The sequence below is a fragment of the Candidatus Pristimantibacillus lignocellulolyticus genome (genome assembly GCA_023639215.1).
Lineage (GTDB): Bacteria > Bacillota > Bacilli > Paenibacillales > Paenibacillaceae > Pristimantibacillus > Pristimantibacillus lignocellulolyticus.
Genome location: CP097899.1, coordinates 2,492,312 through 2,512,149 on the forward strand (window position 1 = coordinate 2,492,312; position 19,838 = coordinate 2,512,149).

Sequence of the window (19,838 nt, forward strand, 5' to 3'; positions counted from 1 at the left end):
GTAACAATGGGTAACTGCACAGACAAAAGAATACACAACATTCAGACAAAGTGATAATATATGAACACATAGAGGTAATATTGAGTACGAAAAGATTAAAACTATGTTCGGGAGGAATTTAATATGTCATTAAACGTAGGTATCATCGGTACTGGTTGGTTTGCTGATAAACACGCGCATTTATTATATGGACAAGAAGGTGTAAAAGTTACTGCAATAGCAGGCAGTTCTCAAAAGAAAGCTGATCAATTCGCTAGTAACTTTAACGATGCGAAGGGATACGACAATGTAGATGATATGCTTGATGCAGGTGAATTAGATGCTGTATACATATGTACTCCGCCATTTGCACATGGACATTTTGAGCAATCATTGATCGAGCGGAATATTCCTTTCCTAGTAGAAAAACCTCTTTCATCTGAAGCAGGCCTACCAAAGCAATTGCTCCAGCAGATCGAAGACAAACAATTAATTACATCAGTTGGTTATCATTTTAGATATATGGACAGTGCACTAAAAGCTAAGCAGTTACTTGCTGAACGAAATATTGCGGTATCACTAGGATATTGGATGGGTGATGCTCCAGGCGGTACATGGTGGCGTAGACAAGAACTTTCTGGTGGTCAATTTGTGGAACAAACGACGCATATCGTTGATTTATTACGTTATCTTGTAGGTGAGGTAACGGAAGTCTATGCAGCTTATAGTGAAGGGATTTTATCTAAACAGGATTCTAAGGCAAATGTAGCAGATGCCGGCACTGTAACATTGAAGTTGAGTAATGGTACAATCGCAACGATTAGTAATACATGTATTGTTCCTGCAGGTCACGAGAGTGGTCTACATATTTATACAAATGCTGGTAAATTAGAAATAGGTCATGGTGGCGTGAAAGATATTACTACAGCATCAACAACGGTGTATCACAATCAAAGTAATCCCTATGAGAACGAAGCTATAGCATTTTTACACGCTGTTCGTACAGGTGATGTTTCACTTATTCGTTCTAATTATAGTGATGCATATCGCACTCACCAAGTAACTATGGCTGCAAATGAGTCTGCTTCAACTGGTCAAGTGATCAAATTAGTCTAATGTAGAATGTATAAAAAGGGTCAATCTAAAGTCGTTTAGATTGACCCTTTTGTTCATCTATCGAAGTTTCCTAGAAGGTAATGGCTTATCATTGGCATATTCGGTAACAACTGATTCCAAGTTTCCAAGGTTCTTTTCTTTTTTATTACGCGATTTCCGAGAAGGTAGTTGAGAAAACTCCTCTAGTTCTAACGGTTTAAGTATATTTATGCTTAGCTTAGAAAGTTGCTTGCTTTTTTTGCGATGCATAAGAATATCACCTGTCCAACCACGTTTCCATAGTAGGAAGTATATAAAACTGGTAATAATTAAGATTGCACCTAATGTATATAGAAAACCAAGAGGTTCATTTTTGAATGGTAACCATATAAAATTGCTACCCCAAATAGCTCCAAATAACGTAATAGGTAAGCAAATAACAGTAAAAATAGTTAAGGTTCTAATGATCTCATTTCCTCTAAAATTAGAAAGAGCATCATCAACGGAGATGAGGGTATCAATTTCCATAGCATAGTGCTTTAATAAACTATCAATGCGGTTAAATCGATGCTGTATTCGGATATAGCTAGCTGAAGCAGTAAGTGTATCTAGGAAAGCTTCTTTTGCTAATCCTTCTACCTCACGAATAGGTAAATATAAATGGCTGTAATGTAGAAGTTCATATCTTCGTTCAATAATATCATCTAATAAATCTTTACGGTTTCGTTCACGCATATCCAATTCTAATTGCCCTAATCGTTCTTCGAATTGGTCTAAGCCAATATCTAAGCTTTCAAGTAGAATACCAATCATACAAAAGAAAGCCTCAGGGGCACTATGACACTGTTCATAGAGAGGAAGATGATCTAAGTTTTGTAATCGTAGTGGAATTCTTGTATCTGTTTGCATCGTAATCAATTTATTAGAAGATAACCAGAAGTGAAAAGGAGCAATATCTTTCGTATCCTCAGACAACTGAATAAGTATCGTACCATGAACAACAACTCCATGATTTTCAACATGTTGCATAACGATATTGTTAGTGATCCGATCATAACTTGATTCGATCCACTGGGATACATCAGGATGTGTTCGCATTAATTCATATTTTTCACCAGAAAAGCGTTTGTCTTCTTTTATTTTATTAGACTCAAATTTAATTTGAGGCTCATGAGTTAATGGTTTATGTTGAAGCTGCAGAACATGCCATTCCCAGCCCGTCATATAACGAAGATTTCGATGGATCAAATGATCTGCCTCCCCCTTCTATATAGATCTTCTCTAAATTACATCATAACGTAATGATAAGTCCTACACAACCTAATCGAACAAAATATACAATCTTAGAATAAATCTCTAAAGTTTCGACATTTTGAGTGATTGTTTCCTCTTTGGGGAATAGTAGTTAATAAAAAGTTAGGCCTATGCTTTCGATGCTACTTTTTATTTGCAAGAAGCATATTAGATAGTTAATAAAAAGTTTTAGGAGGTTTTTTACTTTGATTAGTCAAGTATTATTGTTTCAAAGTCAGCATGAGGTAGCAGAAGCACTGCAAAAACTAGAGGCTAATGGATTTGCGAAAGATCGTCTAAAAATTTTGGTGAAGGATTTGGAACATAGCAAACTACTCAATGCAGAGACATCGATTCACATTGATCTGCTTTCTGAAATTGCATCTGCTAATTCAAATGGAGATAGTGATAACGAAAATATCTTTATTACTCCATTTTTTGTTTCACAAGCTTCAATGCAAATACCAGTGAATGGGATGCCGGGTGTAATCGTTGGTGACTCTAATGAGCAGCATGGTATGGAAGCACTGCTTGCCTATGGTCTGAATGAAAGTGTAGCTAGTACTTGTTTGCATGCATTACGACAGGGGCAGTTTTTATTATGTATTAACAATGAAGCTGTCGAAAGCTCATTGTTTGATAGTTTGTACATGTCTTTCTCAGACAATGACGACTGGATTCCCGATACGAATGCAGTGCAAATATTGAATAATCTATAGTTAAGCCAAGTTCGTCGTATATTCGATGTCGAATATACGACGAAGTCGATCATCGTTATCAAAGCTTGCAGTTGGAACTAACTAATTCAAATGAAGGTTTTGAACTACCTAATTTCAATGAAAGTTCATAAAGCGGGCTTTCAGAACCGAGAAGATGGAGCGCTACTTGCGGAAAGAGGAAACGCAAGTGTACGTAATCGGTACACGCGTACCTACAATGTTTCTGCAAGAAACATACATCGGAAGCCTTTACTTTACTTCCCTAGTTCGCTTCATATTCAATGTCGACTAAACTACGTTAGCCAAGTCATCGTTATCAAAGTCCTCTTTTTGAACTACCTCTAACGGTCGAGCTTCACAATATCTGCTAGATCATCCATCGCCCCCGACCCACAAATCATGTTCGTTAATAATTCTGCTCCGAGCATACTTGAGACAGTGCCGTTTCCGCCATAACCAAGGATATACATAATGTGCTGATCATCAGGATCTACACCGAGATAAGGAAGTTGATCAGCAGTTTCTGCAAATGTGGCATTCCAACTATAGTCAATCTGGAGATCATATTCCGGAAATAGTTTGCGTAACTCATCTAACAATTTATCATTAAGTGCTTCTACAGATGCGACATTATGATTGGGAGTTTGAATAGTTTCATCCAGTCCACCAACAATAATTCTATTGTCTACCGTCGTTCGCAAATACAAATAAGGACGAGCAGTTTCCCAAAGCATATATTTTTCATACCAACTCGATAGATCGTCAACAGGGTTTGATACAATAACATAAGAACGATTCAATATCGGTTGAAAGAGCTTTTGGTGGAGTTGTTCAGGCTGATAACCAATGGCATAAACGATGTATTCAGACTGCACTATATAGTTATTATTAACGGTAATTCGATAGGAGCCATTAGATAAGCGTTCATGATCACTAACTAATGATTTCTCATACAAATGACAGCCCTCTTCCGTTAAGTATTGTGCAAGACTTAACACAAATAGATGAGGATTAACTTCGGCATCGCCATGTGTCACTAATCCAGTACCTTTTGAGAAAGGGAATTGTTGCTCTATTTGATGACTTCCCCATAACTCACATGGCAATTCCAAACTTAGCAAAGCTTCATATTCTTGTTGTAATTTAATGATGTCCTCATCAGTAGAACTAAATTGCATACTTGTCCGTGAACGGAAGTGTGCATCACCAACATGTTTTTGAAGATTTGAAGCGATATGCTTTAACTGGTCTAACGCTCGATAACAATATCGATAAAATGTATCTGCCTTTTCACGACCTATGGCACTTCGTAACTCACTTAACATAATATCATTGCAATATTGTAATAAACCTGTACTAGCTAATGAACTACCTTCAGCAATCTGATCTCCTTCGAGAAGTATAAAATCGATACCTTGTTCATGAAGCATATAAGCCATTAACAGGCCTGACATACCACCGCCAACGATAAGTACCTTTGTTGTTAAGTCTTTATTTAATGTTGACCATTCTGTTTTTTTAGTATGAAACGTATTCCAATAATAATTCCCGGTATGAAGCTCCTTCATAATATTCACCTCGGAACTTAGTATATCCATTATTTCATTCGCTCAATGATATGTTTGCGATATGAAGTAGGAGATTGATGGTAAAGTTTTTTGAATTGTTTTGAGAAGTATAGAGCATCTTGAATACCTACCGAAGCAGAAACTTGCTCAATCGTTAATTCTGTTCTTTCTCTAAGCATTCTCCTTGCATTATCTAGTCGTAACTGTAACAAAAAAGTACTAGGAGTAACGCCGATTTTTTGTTTGAATATACGGGAAAGATAAGCTCGATTGTATCCAAGTGCTTCTGCCATATGTTCAATGGAGACTGGATGTGTATATTGAGTTGTTAAGTAATGGACCATTTGGTTATGCAACTGATGTTCATTCGCATGTTGTCGATGCAAGTAATAATCTGAAGGTTGTTGTGCCCTGCCATATTCAGTCATGATCATATGAAGTAAACCAGAGGCGTATATGGATGAAGTAGGGTGGTTGAAGCGGAACGCTTCTAATATATCTTGATAATAGCTCCCTACTGGTTCAAGTGGAACGCTAGTCATTACTTCACGACCAGATACGAAGCCAGCCAACGTTATGAGATGTTCTACTTGCTCACCACGAAAAGCGACCCAGCGATAGTGCCAAGGATCATGATTGTCGGATTCATAGGAAATTAATTCATTAGGGCGAATAAGAAAGGTATCCCCTGCATGTAATTCGTAACGCTTATGCTCTGTAGTAAAGCTTCCACTACCTGATAGGACCACATGCATGAGATAAAAGTCATATACTTTTGGACCAAGTCGATGATTAGGTTTCGTATGACTTTCACCTGCAAACAACACATGAAGCCATTGTTTGTTAGGTTCTGTCATATTAGGATTAGAAGCTACACGATACGATTCTTTCGTAGATTCATCGTCTGCGTAATGTTGGTTTGACTTCAGCAGTTCATGAGAGGGATTCTCCATAAATTCACCTATCCTTTCTTGTTTTAGTTTATCATGTAATAAGTACAAAAGTCACATTAATCCATATAGATTTCACTTACCACCATTTTGTTAGTATTGAAACTACTATATACTGAATGCAATATCACTTAACAAATTTGATGAAAAAGGAATGTGATAACAATGGCAAATATTCAACAACTTAAAGAACAATTTTTGCAACGCTTCGGAACTTCTAATGATGATATTAAAGTATTCCACGCTCCAGGTCGCGTTAACTTAATTGGTGAACATACAGATTATAATGGTGGTTATGTTTTCCCAGCTGCCTTAACTTTTGGAACAACATTACTTGTACGTAAACGTGAAGATAAAGGTCTAGGTCTTGCATCTACAAACTTTGAAGAAACAAAAGTATTAAGTATCGAAAGCGTTGTTTTCGATGAAGCAGATGATTGGATGAACTATCCTAAAGGAATTGTTAATGAAATCCATCAAACGGGTGTCGTGTTCGGTTCTGGTTATGATCTTCTATTCCATGGTGAAATTCCTAATGGTGCTGGACTTTCTTCTTCTGCTTCGATTGAAGTAGTGACTGCTTTTGCTTTGTTAACATTAGAAAATCAACCGGTTGACACTGTGAAGATTGCTCTAATGTCTCAAAAATCAGAAAATGAATTCAATGGTGTACAATGCGGTATTATGGATCAATTTGCAGTAGCTAATGGTAAAAAAGATCATGCGATTCTACTTATGTGCGATACGCTTGAATATGATCTTGTACCGTTTAACTCAGGTGAATATAAATTAGTGATTGGAAATACGAATAAACGTCGTGGTCTAGTGGATTCTGCATATAACGAACGTCGTGCACAATGTGAGCAAGCTGTTCAAGATTTACGTGTTGACTATCCAGAATTAACATTGCTTGGTCAATTAAACATTGAGCAGTTCAATGCTTCGAAACATCTAATTAAGGATGAAATTGTAATGAAACGTGCGCAACATGTTGTAGAAGAGATTGATCGTGTACTTCAATCGATGACAGCATTAAAAGCAAATGATCTTGTTCTATTTGGTCAACTAATGAACGGTTCTCATGATTCACTTCGTGATTTGTATGAAGTAACTGGTCATGAACTTGATTCACTTGTCGCAGCTGCTCGTAAAGTACCAGGCGTATTAGGTGCTCGTATGACAGGTGCTGGCTTCGGTGGATGCACGGTTTCCCTTGTTCATGAAGATTCTGTTGAGCTATTCAAAGAGCAAGTGGGTAGCGAATATACAGCTGAGACTGGGTTGGTAGCTGACTTCTATGTGTGCACAATCGGCAACGGCGTAGAGCAACTAGGGTAGTTCAAAAAGCGGATTTTGATATCGATGACTATGCTAATGTAGCGTATTCGACATCGAATATGTCCCCCATCGAAAGCCTGCGTGTGCTCACGTACCAATTACGTACGCTGTGCTACTCGTTTTCGCTGTGGGTCATCTTCTCGAATCTGAAAGCCCACTTTTTGAACCTTCATTGTAAGTTAGTTCTAAAAAGTTAGTTCAACAGCGAACTTAGATAACGCTGTTATCGCTGTTCTGAAATTAATCAGTACACAAAAAAGCAATATGCTTCCGATGTATTTTTAATAGCAAGATGCTATATCAAGAAGTAAACAAATTTTAGGAGATGATAACATGGCAGTTCTAGTTACAGGTGGCGCGGGTTATATTGGTTCTCATACGGTTGCAGCTTTGCATGAGCGTGGAGAAGAAATCATCATTCTTGATAATTTACAACAAGGTCACAAAGAGGCACTTCTAGGCGGTAAGCTCTACGTTGGCGATCTTCGTGATAATGATGTTCTAGATAAAGTTTTTACTGAAAATGAAATTGATGCGGTTATTCACTTTGCAGCTAACTCTCTAGTTGGTGAGAGCATGAAAAACCCAGGTAAATATTATAACAACAACGTATTTGGAACACTTTGCTTACTTGAAAAGATGAATGAATACAATGTTAAGAAAATCGTATTCTCTTCTACAGCAGCAACTTATGGCGAGCCTGAAAGTGTACCTATCGATGAGTATGATCGTACTACTCCGACAAATGCATATGGTGAAACTAAGTTAGCTATGGAAAAAATGATGAAATGGTTTGACGTTGCGTATGGCGTAAAATATATTTCACTTCGCTACTTTAATGCTGCTGGTGCACATGATAGTGGAAAAATTGGTGAAGCACATGATCCTGAAACTCATCTTATTCCAATCGTACTTGAAGCCGCACTAGGTAAGAGACCACATATTTCTGTATTCGGCGATGACTATGCAACTGAAGATGGTACATGTATCCGTGACTATATCCATGTAAGTGATCTAGCAGATGCTCATTTACGTGCAGTAGATGCATTGCGTAAAGGATCTGACAGCGCTGTATATAATCTTGGTAGTAGCCATGGCTTCTCAGTTAAAGAAGTTATTGATATTGCTCGTGAAGTAACTGGTCGTGAAATTCCAGTTGTTATGGAACAACGTCGTGCAGGTGACCCTGCGGTTCTCGTTGCTTCATCAACTCGTGCACGTGAGGAACTTGGTTGGAGTCCTGACCGTAGTAACTTGAAAGATATTATCGCAAGCGCTTGGAGTTGGCATGTTAATCATCCAAACGGATATAACGAGTAACATTATTGCACAGCAGGAAGGAATGTCGTTATGACAACACAAACTATTACATCTGCAGAGCAAGCATTATTACAAATTGAACGTTTAGTCCAGTTTGCTCATCAACAGCAAATGATTCAAACAGCAGATATAGATTATGCAAGAAATGCATTATTAGATCTTTTCAAATTTGATGAGCCATATGAGGGTGTTGTTCCTTCAGAACAATTAACTTCTCCTGTAGAGGTATTGGAAGGTTTACTTGATTATGGCTTTGAAATTGGCTTAATTGCTGAAGAGTCATTAACATATCGTGATTTACTTGATGCAAAGATCATGGGATTGTTAATGCCTCGTCCGTCAGAACTTATTAGTATTTTTCATAAACTTGCTGAAGAAAAAGGGATTTCTGCAGCAACAGACATGTTTTATAAATTAAGCATTGATAGCAATTATATTCGTATGGATCGTATCGCGAAAAACCCAAGTTGGTTACATCCGACTAATTATGGCGATTTACAAATTACTGTTAACTTGTCTAAGCCAGAAAAAGATCCTAAAGAAATTGCTTTGATGAAAACATTACCACCTGCAAAATATCCTAAATGTTTGTTATGTGCGGAAAATGTTAACTACGCGGGACGTGTTAATCATCCTGCTAGACAAAATCTAAGAACGATTCCAATTGTTTTGCAAGAGGAACAATGGCATATTCAATATTCGCCATATGTGTACTACAATGAGCATAGTATCGTATTTAAAGGTGTTCATGAGCCAATGGTTGTATCTCATAGTTCAATGGCACGTTTGCTTGATTTTGTAGAACAATACCCACATTACTTTATTGGATCGAATGCAGATCTTCCAATCGTTGGCGGATCTATTCTATCTCATGACCATTTCCAAGCTGGAAAACATGTCTTCCCTATGGAAACAGCGCCAATGGATTCAAGCTTTACTTCTGAGAAGTACCCGAATGTGAAACTTGGAATTGTTCAATGGCCAATGTCGGTAATCCGTCTGCAAAGTAGTTCGAAAGAAGAAATAAAGCAGTTAGCTGCTACAATTCTGGATGAGTGGAGAGCATACAGTGATCCATCGGCGGATATCTTTGCATTCTCTGATGCTATACCTCATAATACAATTACACCAATTGCACGTTTATTAGACAATGGTGAGTATGAGCTTGATCTTGTACTTCGTAATAACCGTACAAGTGAAGAGTATCCAGACGGTATCTTCCATCCACATCAACATTTGCATCATATTAAGAAAGAAAATATTGGGCTAATTGAAGTGATGGGACTTGCAGTATTACCTGGTCGTTTGAAAGAAGAACTTGCTCAAATTGCAGAGTTATTAAGTAATAATAACGCCTCTGCTATTGAAGCTACACAAAGTGAAGAACATGCTCTTCATAAACATTCCCAGTGGATTGTTGAACTAGCAGAGCAGCATGGTACTAGCTTATCTGTTGCCGAAGCTAATGCATTAGTACAATCACAAACAGGTGAAAAATTCCTAGCTGTATTGCATGATGCAGGTGTATATAAACGTACAGAAGCTGGTCAATTAGCGTTCAAAACGTTCATTCAGTCTTTAGGATTTCAACAATAATGTGTTAAAGTGATAAATTATTAAAAAAATTCCCATTTGTTTCTAACAAATGGGAATTTTTTTGTTGTAATTATATATGGGATATGGTATTTTTTATGTAATTATGAAATTTCATAGTTAATTTTAGTATAAATGGCTAGGCTTGAGCTTTCGATGTTACTTTTATTTACAAGAAGTCGCATCCAATGAAGTACATAAAAGTTAAGGATGGAGGGGTTGTAATGGCTGAAAAGATGTTACCACTAGATGAATTTCTAAAACTTGATTCTGATGATCAGGTTGAAAAGCTTAAACGTTGGAAAATGGATTACACGCTCAAAGATATTCGTGAAACGTGGAACTTCAAGCATTCTGCGCAGTATTATATGCTACTTAAAAAATTGCGTATTTACGAGCGTGTTGTGAATAAGTCAGATAAATTTTATCCGCAACCAGATACGCAACGATTAGGTGCAGATGGCATCTGGAGAAATTATAACGGTAATGGATTCAATACACCAAGCGATCATTTTAACTTCCATCTGAACACAAAACTTTCAGGTACTGAACTAGCAGATAAGTTAGAAAGAATTGCGTTCTTCTTACGCGGTGAACCGAAAGAAGTCGATGTAAAGTTTTCAATCATTGTTACTGAAAACGGAAGTTCTGAAGCGTAATATAATGTATAAGTATAATATAAATATCGCATTTTTTTAAGTAGAATACTTAAAACTATACCCTAGAGTGTGGACGGAAAACGTCTACGCTCTAGGGTATTTATATTTTCGATGAGTTATAAATCCTTAGAATAGCAGTAACCAAAATTCTGTAATAGATTTACTACAGATGGTAAGACTATGCATATGCAATCATCAGAAAGAGGGTTGGTTCTCTAAGATGTACATAAAAGATAAGGAAACTGACTCTGGAAATATAGCTGAAGCCCAAGAAGAATTAATGGAAGAAGTACTATCAAAAGACATGGAGCAAACTGTACAACAAATTAAGAATTCTTTGGGGCAAAGTACGGATTTGATGATAAGGGAAATATGGCTTGGTACTGAATCTAAGAAGTGCGCGACTATTGTTTATATAGATGGTCTGGCGGACACGACGATGGTGCAAGATTTTATTATTAGACCACTTACAACAGATTTTTCGAAAATGGAAAACCAAAATGATTCTACTGGTGATGAACTATTTAAAACTGTAAAAGAATATGTAATTTCAATAGCCCAAATAGATGAAGTTAACAGCTATCAAGAGATCACACTCTCTCTACTAAATGGAGATACGGTAATCCTCTTAGAGCATAGTAGCCGAGCTCTTAAAGCAGGTACGGCAGGCTGGGAACAACGTAGTGTACAACCACCTGAGGATCAGGCTATCGTTCGGGGACCACGAGAGGCATTTACTGAGAATTTGAGGACGAACACAGCAATGATCAGAAGGAAAATAAAGAATCCGAGTCTGTGGTTGCAGTCCAAAACTTTAGGGTCCGTATCTCGAACAAATGTCGCCATTATGTATGTTAAAGGAATTGCTGATGAACAAGTTGTTGAAGAAGTAAATAGAAGATTAGATGGGATTGATATTATTGGTGTTTTGGAAAGTGGTATCATCGAACAGTTAATCGAAGAAAAAACGTTGACTCCATTTCCTACGATGTACAATACAGAACGACCTGACGTAATAGCTGCAGGACTAATGGAAGGACGTGTTGCAATATTAGTAGATGGCACTCCATTCGTTTTAATAGTACCATCACTTTTCATTGAATATTTCCAAGCGTCTGAAGATTACTATCAGCGGGCAGATTTTGGCTTGCTGCGACTATTGCGTGTGTTATCGTTCTTTATAGCCTTACTTGGACCGTCCATTTATATCGCGATTTCTACCTTTCATCAAGAGATGTTACCTACTCCACTCATAATCAGTATCGCAGCAGGTAGAGAAGGGGTTCCATTTCCTGCGTTTGTCGAAGTATTAATTATGGAGACAACTTTTGAGATTTTACGGGAGGCGGGAATTAGAATGCCTAAAGCGATCGGTCAAGCGGTCTCAATAGTTGGTGCACTAGTCATTGGTCAAGCTGCAGTAGAAGCAGGTCTTATTTCGCCTAGTATGGTAATTGTTGTCTCAATTACTGCAATATGCTCCTTTGTATTGCCTGCATATAATATGGGAATAGCTGTACGAATATTAAGGTTTCCTTTTATAGGACTTGCCGCCGCCGTAGGTTTGTATGGAATTTTTATTGGAGTTGGGATTTTACTCGTACACTTATGTAGCTTGAAATCTTTTGGTGTTCCTTATATGTCTCCGTTCACACCTTTTAATTTGAGTGATCAGAAAGATAGCTTACTACGCTTACCCAAAGTTGGACTTTCGCTTCGACCGAATTCGATAGGCTCAAAACAGAAGAAGAAATGAATTGGAGTGGGCAAATATGTTGAAAAAACTTTTATTATTGGCCATTACTTTTTCAATGATGATCGTATTGAGTGGTTGCTGGAACAGACGAGAAATAAACGATATGGTAATCGCCGTAGGAATGGGTGTTGACAAGCTTGAAGAAGGATATCTCGTATCGGTGCAGGTTGTTGATCCGAGTGAAATCGCAGCAAAAAAAGGAAGTGGACATACGCCTGTCACTTTATACGTGGGAAAGGGGAAAACGATTTTTGACGCGGTTAGAGAAATGTCAAGTATCGCCGCTCGTAAAATCTATTTTTCTCATTTGCGTATGTTTTTAATAGGTGAAGAAACTGCACGAACCGAGGGCATTGGTACCACAATCGAATTTCTTACTAGAGATCATGAGTTTCGTGAAGATTTTTATATTGCAATTGCAAGAAAGACTACAGCAAAAGAGATACTAAAAGGATTAACACCGATTGAAAAAATACCTGCGAATAAAATGTTCACCTCACTTGAAATGTCTAGCAAATCTTGGGCGGCAACTAGCACTGTAAAAATCGACGAATTGATATCTGATTTGATGAGCGAGGGAAAAGCCCCTGTCATTACCGGAATAAGTTACATGGGAGACCCAAGTAAAGCTGATAAGAAGTCAAATGCTGAAATATCTGAACCATATGCACGATTGAAATATGGGGGAATGGCGGTTTTCTGGAAAGATAAACTTATCGGATGGCTGAATGAAGAAGAAAGCAGAGGTTATAACTATCTAGTTTCAAAGGTGAAAAGTTCGGTAGGAGCAGTCACTTGTCCTCGGGAGGACGGTAATTTTTCCGTCGAAATTAATGGTGCTAGCAGTCATATGCAAGTAAGAACTAAAGATAATTCCAAATATTTAGATATAAATATTATTGCAGTAGGTAGTATAGGAGAGGTTCAATGTCAAATTGATTTGACAGATCCGAGCTCTATCCATGAGTTAGAAAAACTTGCAGCTGAGGTCATTGAAGCAAATATAAAAAAAACACTTAATAAGTCCTTTGAAATGCAAAGTGATTTTGTAGGCTTAGGGGCAGCTATTCATCGGTCAGATCCTAAAGCTTGGAAGACACTGAAAGAGGATTGGAATGAACGTATGGAAACATACCCTATAAATACTTCAGTAACTATTAAATTAATCGGAACAGGTCGATCAAAGAGATCGTTCTTAGAAAAAATAAAGGAGTGATTTCTTTTATGTTAATTAAAATAGTCAGCATTCTTGTTATAGGAGCAATATTATATCGCGTTGATGTACCGAAATTAATAAAGGAGCGCAATATTAAAGGAGTTGCAATGAATATATCGTTGCTAAGTGTAGCCGTTGTACTGAGTATAGCTAAAGTGATGAAGTTGGGTATTCCAACTCCTTTATACTTCGTTAGTTGGCTCTGTAGACCATTAAGCAACTTGATTAAAATGTTGTATTAATAGAAGTAAGAAAGGTGAGAATATTATGCAGCGACATGCACCAATCGATGTTCGTCAATTTCAAATTCTGGTCATCCTTTTTACAGTTGGAACAACTGTATTAATTGCACCCGCAGGGTTGGCAGAGCTACTTGGACAAGATGCTTGGCTTGCGCCTATTATTGCCATAGGTCCCGGGCTGCTCCTAGTGTTACTATATAATACGATAAGTTCTATATATCCAGAAAAGACGTTTATCGAGCTTTGCGAATCGTTACTTGGTGTATGGCTTGGGAGAACGATATCTATAATGTTTGTCATATTTTCATTTTTAGCAGCTGCAATGTCTTTGTTCGATGTAGGAAGGTTCATTAATACGATAATTATGCCAGAAACTCCAATTTTATTTGTAAATCTGTTATTTGTTATTTTGCTTGTTTACGCGATTGGAAGTGGTTTTGATACGTTAGCTAGAATGATGGAGTTATTTTTTCCATGGTTTATGTTACTTTTTTTATTAATGGTTATCTTTGTAGTGCCTCAAATTGATCTAAAAAATGTACAGCCCATGATGGAATTCGAGGCCAAAAATCTTGTGTTAGCTGTACTTTCGGTACTAAGTATATCCTTTATGCCACTCGTTGTATTTCTCATGTTCCACAAAAAGGGTTTACAATTTCCTGCTATTAAACAAAGAGCTTTTTTGAAGGCAGTTTTGATCGGAAGTATCATTTCTGTCATTATCGTTGCACTTACAATTCTTGTGATTGGTGCAAATGTCGTATCTTTACAAGAATTCCCTGTATATCATCTAGCTCGAAAAATCAGCATAGGTAATTTTTTGCAGAGAGTTGAAGTGGTCGGAGCCGGCATATGGATGATTACTATATTTGCAAAAATATCTGTATATTTTTATGCATCGGTTTCAGGACTCATCAACATTGCTAAACTGAAAAATCAACGTTCGATTTTATTGCCATTGAGTTTCTTATTACTCGTAGTCTCAACTGATATTTTCCCGAATTCTATATTTGAGAATGATTTCAACTCTTCAGATTGGATCGTTCTTGTGTTTGTTATTGGGGTTATTATCCCCATATCTCTGTTGCTAGTAGCAATCTTAAAGCGCCAATTAATAAAAAGTGATAGCAAATAAGACGATGAAAATTCACTTCATATCACATTCGAATTGAATTTAATAAGTAACTTAAATACCCTATAAGATGATACACTACAAAAAGAAGTGGCTATCTTATAGGGTATTATTTTCCTAGGAAAAATTGTTTTGTGTGCTAGTTACGTAGTTTTCCTAATTCTGATACAATTGCTTCTACTTCGCTGATACTGAATTTATCTTTGGAAGTGATGACTTCATATATGTCCTTAATATCTTCATATTTATTCAAATCATAACTTGAAGCTTGCATGGCTGCTGCAGATGCCATTTTTAATTTGGTTTTAATCTCTTCGATCATAATAACCATGTTTTCCATTGATGCTTGTTGTAAATCCACCATTTTTTACACCCCTATCTAAAATAAATACAGTTTCATCTAATTTCTATTCATTATTGTAACATGATTTGTTATTCGAGACGTAACAAATTGAACTGATCTAGAAAATTCGCTACAATAACTGTACGTTGAAATTTATTATTATAAGAGCGTTCACTTGATATAGAAAGGAATTTTACATGCAGCAACTAATGGAGCAACTTTTGACCGAACCGATTGCTATACAACAATCTATCTATACACAAGTCTTGCAAGACTTGCAGCCTATCGCAAAGAAAGGTTTACAGAAAGATGATATTGTATTTGTATGTATCGGTACAGATCGCTCAACCGGAGATGCATTTGGACCAATTATGGGAACGGTATTACAACAGTTATCATTCCCATACGTAATCGGTACGTTAGCTGAGCCATGTGACGCTTATAAGGTAGAACAAGCGCTTCAACAACTTCCATCACATAAATTAGTCATTGCAATCGATGCTTGTCTCGGTAATGAAAAAAGCGTTGGAACATTTATCATTAAAGAAGGATCGATTCAACCAGGGGCAGCAACTGGAAGAAGATTACCACCAGTTGGACATTATAGTATTGCCGCAGTTATTAATGAAAACGGACCAAAAGCCTATTGGAAAATTCAAAATACATCGCTATTTACTGTATTAGGGATGGTTGCTACGTTAAGACAAGCAGTAATCGAGACTTGGGCATTGGATAAGGAGAGATAGCGTTATGAAAGATCAAAATTCGTTATTTACACTTGCTAGTAATGAGTATACTTTATTAACTGGTGAAACTATTTGCTATTACGATTCTGCACCACATGCAGACCAAGAGGTAACAACGATCGTACTTTTGCATGGGTATTGTGGAAGTTCAGCATACTTCTCAAAGCTTATCCCACTGTTAAGTGATCAATACCGGATTGTTGTGCCCGATCTTATAGGGCATGGACAATCGACAACTAGTGAACAAAGTAGTTATACGATGGAACTTGCGGCGTCTTGGATAGATGAATGGATCATGAATATAGGAATCAACAATGTTCATTTGTTTGGACACTCACTAGGTGGATATATTACCTTAGCCGTAGCTGAACGTAATCCAACCTATCTACGTTCTTTTGGACTGCTTCATTCTACAGCTTTGCCTGATAGTGAACAAGCAAGAGCTAATCGGGAAACTGCTATTATCACCGTGCAAGAACAAGGGGTTGCATCCTTTGTATCGGGACTAGTCGTGAAATTATTTGCAGAACCTGAAGAGCAATCTAGTTTATTAGATTACGCTCAAAGTATCGGCCAGCTTGCATCAGCAAATGGTGTTATTGGCTATGCTAGAGGAATGCAACAAAGATTAGATAGAACGGATATAATTAGAAATACATCGATCCCTGTATTGTTGGTATCGGGTGGGAAAGATAGAATTGTAACATCAGAAGGAACTTTCACAGGAAGTAATGAACATACAACTTGCCATATTATAGCTGAATCGGGGCATATGGGGATGCTTGAGACGCCAGTGCAACTTGCTTCAATTATCGAACAGTTTATAGACTAATGGAACATGATTTGGAAGGAGATATACAACAAGTGAAAGAAGACAACCAGTTAGTAGCATTACAAAATGAACTTCAACCATGGTTAACAGCAGGTACGCTTTATCAAGCGATTCTCAGTTCGCCAAAAACGAAGGGTGAACAAATCGCTAACAAAATTGTTATGCGACCAGTTCAATTAAAAGAAGGTTTATTTTATCAGTTTGAATCATATTATAGCAATAAGGTGTTGCACCAAAATGTACCTGCTACAGACGCAGCAGAAACGTTACTTCCGCTTATTCAAGATCAATATAAACAAACTCTTATTAAAGAGAAATCGACGCATCTTCATATTCTAACTAATAAAAAAGGTCAGCTTTCTATTAAAAGAAAACGTAATGAAGAGCAAGTTCCCGAGCAAATTATCCAACAACATAACCGCCAAAAGCGCCGTGTGCTTGAAGAGGGGACACCAATCACGTTTCTAGTTGAATTAGGAATTATGACAGTTGATGGGCGAGTTCATGCCAAAAAGCAAGATAAGTTCCGCCAAATCAATCGTTTTCTTGAAATGGTTGAGGATGTACTGGACTATTTACCGACAGATCGTACGTTGAAAATTGTTGATTTTGGATGTGGAAAATCGTATCTAACATTCGCCCTTTATCATTATCTAAGTGTGGAACAACAGCGGAATATTGAAATTATCGGACTAGATCTTAAAAGTGATGTTATACAATTATGTAATGATCTTGCACAAAGGTTGGATTATAAGTCGTTATCGTTCTTGGTTGGTGATATTGCTGATTATGAAGGATTATCTCAAGTGGATATGGTTGTTACGCTTCATGCTTGTGATACGGCGACAGATGCAGCAATCGGGAAAGCGGTCAATTGGGGAGCTTCAGTTATTATGTCAGTTCCATGCTGCCAACATGAGTTATTCCCACAAGTAAGCAATGACATCCTTACACCTTTACTGGGTCAAGGATTGTTGAAGGAACGATTTGCAAGTCTAGCGACGGATGGAATTCGTGGTCAGTTGCTTGAAAGTATTGGTTATCGTGTACAAATGCTAGAATTTATTGATCCTGAACATACTCCCAAAAATTTATTAATCCGTGCAGTTAGAACGGATGTCCTAAGTTTTAATGAACAAAAATGGGATCAATACCAACAGTTTAAGCAATTTCTAGCTGTTGAGCACAGTTTAGAGAGAATACTTAAGTCTCATTTACCATTACAAAACTAGTCTTTAGTCTCTTGTATTTGTAAAAAGAACTGTTAATGTAATTGTAGTTTTATGGATATTTTGCTATAGTGGAATAAGTTGGATACTTAAGTGGGTGAGATTGATGGGAATCACGATGCTAATCGATTTTGGTGTTTTTCTAGTCTTATTAGCCTTACTAGTTTTTCTAATATTTACGAAAACAATGTCTATCCTTCATCGGGTGTATTTAGCGTTGCATCTTGCATTTATGCATTGGGCATTATTGCAATTTGCTGCGCACACTACCCCATACTTGCCATATAAATTTTTGTTCATACAATCCTCCTATGTAGCATTATCATTAACAGGTCTAGGTTCTTTTGTACTGACATTATATATTATGAATAAGAGCTCCTTCTTCAAAACCTTCACTTTTAAGTTATTATTACTCCCATGCGTATGTGCTATTGTATTTATTTTAGTAAACCCTAATGAACTTTTTCTAACGTTATATCAAGATGGACGCTCAGATAAAGTATTTTCCTATGGAAAGTATTTCGGTCTTGTTATTGGGCAAATGTTCATTTATGTCATAACTTCTTTATTTTTGCTAGTACTGTCCTATATTAGATCAGCACATCGAAGTGTGACGCGTAAACTTAGTAAATTCGCTATCAATGGACTTGGACTATTAATGTTGTTCGGCATTATAGACCTTTTTATTAATATTATCAATATGACTTGGTTTAGTTCATATTTTCCAGTTTTATCGATTGGGATGATGTGTGCTGCTTTTTATATGACTTTTCAGTTGAATAGAATAAATGTATTAGATATTATTGATTTAGCACATCGTGATGTAATGAATACGATGTCGGTTGGAATTCTTGTGTTAGATAGAGATAATTTTATCGTTGAGATGAACAAACATGTTCATGCCATTATTCCATTACGAATTGGAAACTATTTCGATATGCAGCGCATCCAAGAACATATTCCTGAAATGGACTGGAGTAAGATCGAGAAACAATTTATTCTTCGGAAAAATGATCCATTTTATAAGTTAGACTTTGAGATCTATACAAAAAAGCCAACAGAAAGCTATTTCCAAGTACAATCTACTCCGATATTGAACCAAAGATCGAAGTTAATGGGTTATATGTTCACCATGCAAGAAGTGACTGAGATCAAAAAATTAGCAGAGAGTACGAAGAGACAAAATACATTACTTCAACAGAGAAATTCAGAATTAATTAAAACTCAAGAAAAATTGTATGAAGCGAATAAGAAGTTGGAAAAGATTGCAATTACAGATGTGCTTACGGAATGTTATAATCGTAGATACCTTATGCAGTTTTTAGAATATGAATTACCACGTAATATTACGAACAAAGTACCTTTCACAATCATCATTATCGATATAGATTATTTCAAATTAATAAATGATGCTTACGGCCATTTGAATGGAGATACGGTTCTTGTTCAAACTGCACGTAAAGTAAATGAAACAATACGTAAACAAGATATATTGGCTCGTTATGGTGGCGAAGAATTTATTATATATTTACCGCAATTATCTAGAATTGAAGCACAACAAAAAGCGGAAGATATCAAAAATGAAATAGAGAACAATCGCATATGGATTGAGGAAGTGAACGATGAGATTTCAGTAACGATAAGTGTAGGGGTTGTTACAATTGAAGATTATAAACAATTCCAAATTACTGATTCTAAAGTTCTATTACATGAGATAATGAGTTTGGCCGATACAGCATTATATGAAGCAAAATATAAGGGTCGTAATTTGATCGTTAATCGTAGTTTTGCTATCTAGATAATAGGTCGTTATACATTATGTATAACG

18 protein-coding genes are annotated in these 19,838 nt (G+C 36.8%); 14 read left to right on the top strand and 4 right to left on the bottom strand.

Translation table 11 applies throughout. The features are described 5' to 3' along the window. Positions 1–123: 123 nt before the first annotated feature. Entirely contained in the window at positions 124–1,095 is a 972-nt protein-coding gene (locus tag NAG76_10510) for a Gfo/Idh/MocA family oxidoreductase (protein URN96620.1), read from the top strand. Between the two features lie 57 nt (positions 1,096–1,152). On the opposite strand, the gene NAG76_10515 is transcribed toward NAG76_10510, so the two are convergent. Next, positions 1,153–2,322 carry a magnesium transporter CorA family protein gene (locus NAG76_10515; protein ID URN96621.1) on the bottom strand — a complete coding sequence of 390 codons (1,170 nt, stop codon included), beginning with the start codon at positions 2,320–2,322 and terminating at the stop codon, positions 1,153–1,155. Between the two features lie 251 nt (positions 2,323–2,573). On the opposite strand from NAG76_10515, the gene NAG76_10520 reads away from it, so the two are divergent. Further along, positions 2,574–3,086, top strand: a complete 513-nt coding sequence (locus NAG76_10520) for a hypothetical protein (GenBank protein URN96622.1) — start codon at positions 2,574–2,576, stop codon at positions 3,084–3,086. Positions 3,087–3,427: 341 nt separating this feature from the next. Here the strand turns inward: NAG76_10520 and NAG76_10525 are convergent, their stop codons facing one another. Next, positions 3,428–4,654, bottom strand: a complete 1,227-nt coding sequence (locus NAG76_10525; protein ID URN96623.1) for an FAD-binding oxidoreductase — start codon at positions 4,652–4,654, stop codon at positions 3,428–3,430. 29 nt (positions 4,655–4,683) lie between these two features. Next, a complete protein-coding gene (locus NAG76_10530; protein ID URN96624.1) occupies positions 4,684–5,607 on the bottom strand; it encodes a helix-turn-helix domain-containing protein in 924 nt (307 codons plus the stop codon). Positions 5,608–5,769: 162 nt separating this feature from the next. On the opposite strand from NAG76_10530, the gene NAG76_10535 reads away from it, so the two are divergent. The 8 genes from NAG76_10535 (at position 5,770) to NAG76_10570 (ending at position 14,863) form a co-directional block, all read left to right on the top strand. Continuing rightward, complete coding sequence (locus NAG76_10535; GenBank protein URN96625.1) at positions 5,770–6,942, top strand: galactokinase; 1,173 nt, start codon at positions 5,770–5,772, stop codon at positions 6,940–6,942. A 333-nt stretch (positions 6,943–7,275) separates the two neighbouring features. Then, positions 7,276–8,262, top strand: coding sequence for a UDP-glucose 4-epimerase GalE (gene galE / locus NAG76_10540; protein ID URN96626.1), 987 nt, complete (start codon positions 7,276–7,278; stop codon positions 8,260–8,262). Positions 8,263–8,292: 30 nt separating this feature from the next. Continuing rightward, positions 8,293–9,858, top strand: coding sequence for a UDP-glucose--hexose-1-phosphate uridylyltransferase (locus NAG76_10545; GenBank protein ID URN96627.1), 1,566 nt, complete (start codon positions 8,293–8,295; stop codon positions 9,856–9,858). Between the two features lie 221 nt (positions 9,859–10,079). Beyond that, positions 10,080–10,514 (top strand): hypothetical protein, encoded by a 435-nt coding sequence (locus NAG76_10550; protein URN96628.1) that lies wholly within the window; start codon positions 10,080–10,082, stop codon positions 10,512–10,514. A gap of 220 nt (positions 10,515–10,734) precedes the next feature. Next, entirely contained in the window at positions 10,735–12,270 is a 1,536-nt protein-coding gene (locus NAG76_10555; protein URN96629.1) for a spore germination protein, read from the top strand. 16 nt (positions 12,271–12,286) lie between these two features. Continuing rightward, on the top strand, positions 12,287–13,486 hold the full coding sequence (locus tag NAG76_10560) for a Ger(x)C family spore germination protein (protein URN96630.1): 1,200 nt from the start codon (positions 12,287–12,289) through the stop codon (positions 13,484–13,486). Positions 13,487–13,494: 8 nt separating this feature from the next. Then, positions 13,495–13,728: a hypothetical protein gene (locus NAG76_10565; GenBank protein URN96631.1), complete on the top strand. Its 234-nt coding sequence runs from the start codon at positions 13,495–13,497 to the stop codon at positions 13,726–13,728. 25 nt (positions 13,729–13,753) lie between these two features. Then, a complete protein-coding gene (locus NAG76_10570) occupies positions 13,754–14,863 on the top strand; it encodes a spore germination protein (GenBank protein URN96632.1) in 1,110 nt (369 codons plus the stop codon). A gap of 136 nt (positions 14,864–14,999) precedes the next feature. Here the strand turns inward: NAG76_10570 and NAG76_10575 are convergent, their stop codons facing one another. Further along, positions 15,000–15,221 carry a DUF1128 domain-containing protein gene (locus NAG76_10575; GenBank protein URN96813.1) on the bottom strand — a complete coding sequence of 74 codons (222 nt, stop codon included), beginning with the start codon at positions 15,219–15,221 and terminating at the stop codon, positions 15,000–15,002. Between the two features lie 179 nt (positions 15,222–15,400). Here NAG76_10575 and yyaC point away from each other — a divergent pair, with 179 nt between their 5' ends. The 4 genes from yyaC to NAG76_10595 all read left to right on the top strand — a co-directional run bounded on the left by yyaC (position 15,401) and on the right by NAG76_10595 (position 19,808). Then, positions 15,401–15,949: a spore protease YyaC gene (gene yyaC, locus NAG76_10580; protein ID URN96633.1), complete on the top strand. Its 549-nt coding sequence runs from the start codon at positions 15,401–15,403 to the stop codon at positions 15,947–15,949. A gap of 4 nt (positions 15,950–15,953) precedes the next feature. Then, positions 15,954–16,781 (top strand): alpha/beta hydrolase, encoded by an 828-nt coding sequence (locus NAG76_10585; GenBank protein URN96634.1) that lies wholly within the window; start codon positions 15,954–15,956, stop codon positions 16,779–16,781. Positions 16,782–16,813: 32 nt separating this feature from the next. After that, entirely contained in the window at positions 16,814–18,013 is a 1,200-nt protein-coding gene (locus NAG76_10590) for an SAM-dependent methyltransferase (protein URN96635.1), read from the top strand. A 103-nt stretch (positions 18,014–18,116) separates the two neighbouring features. Then, complete coding sequence (locus NAG76_10595) at positions 18,117–19,808, top strand: diguanylate cyclase (GenBank protein ID URN96636.1); 1,692 nt, start codon at positions 18,117–18,119, stop codon at positions 19,806–19,808. The last annotated feature ends 30 nt before the right edge of the window (positions 19,809–19,838 follow it).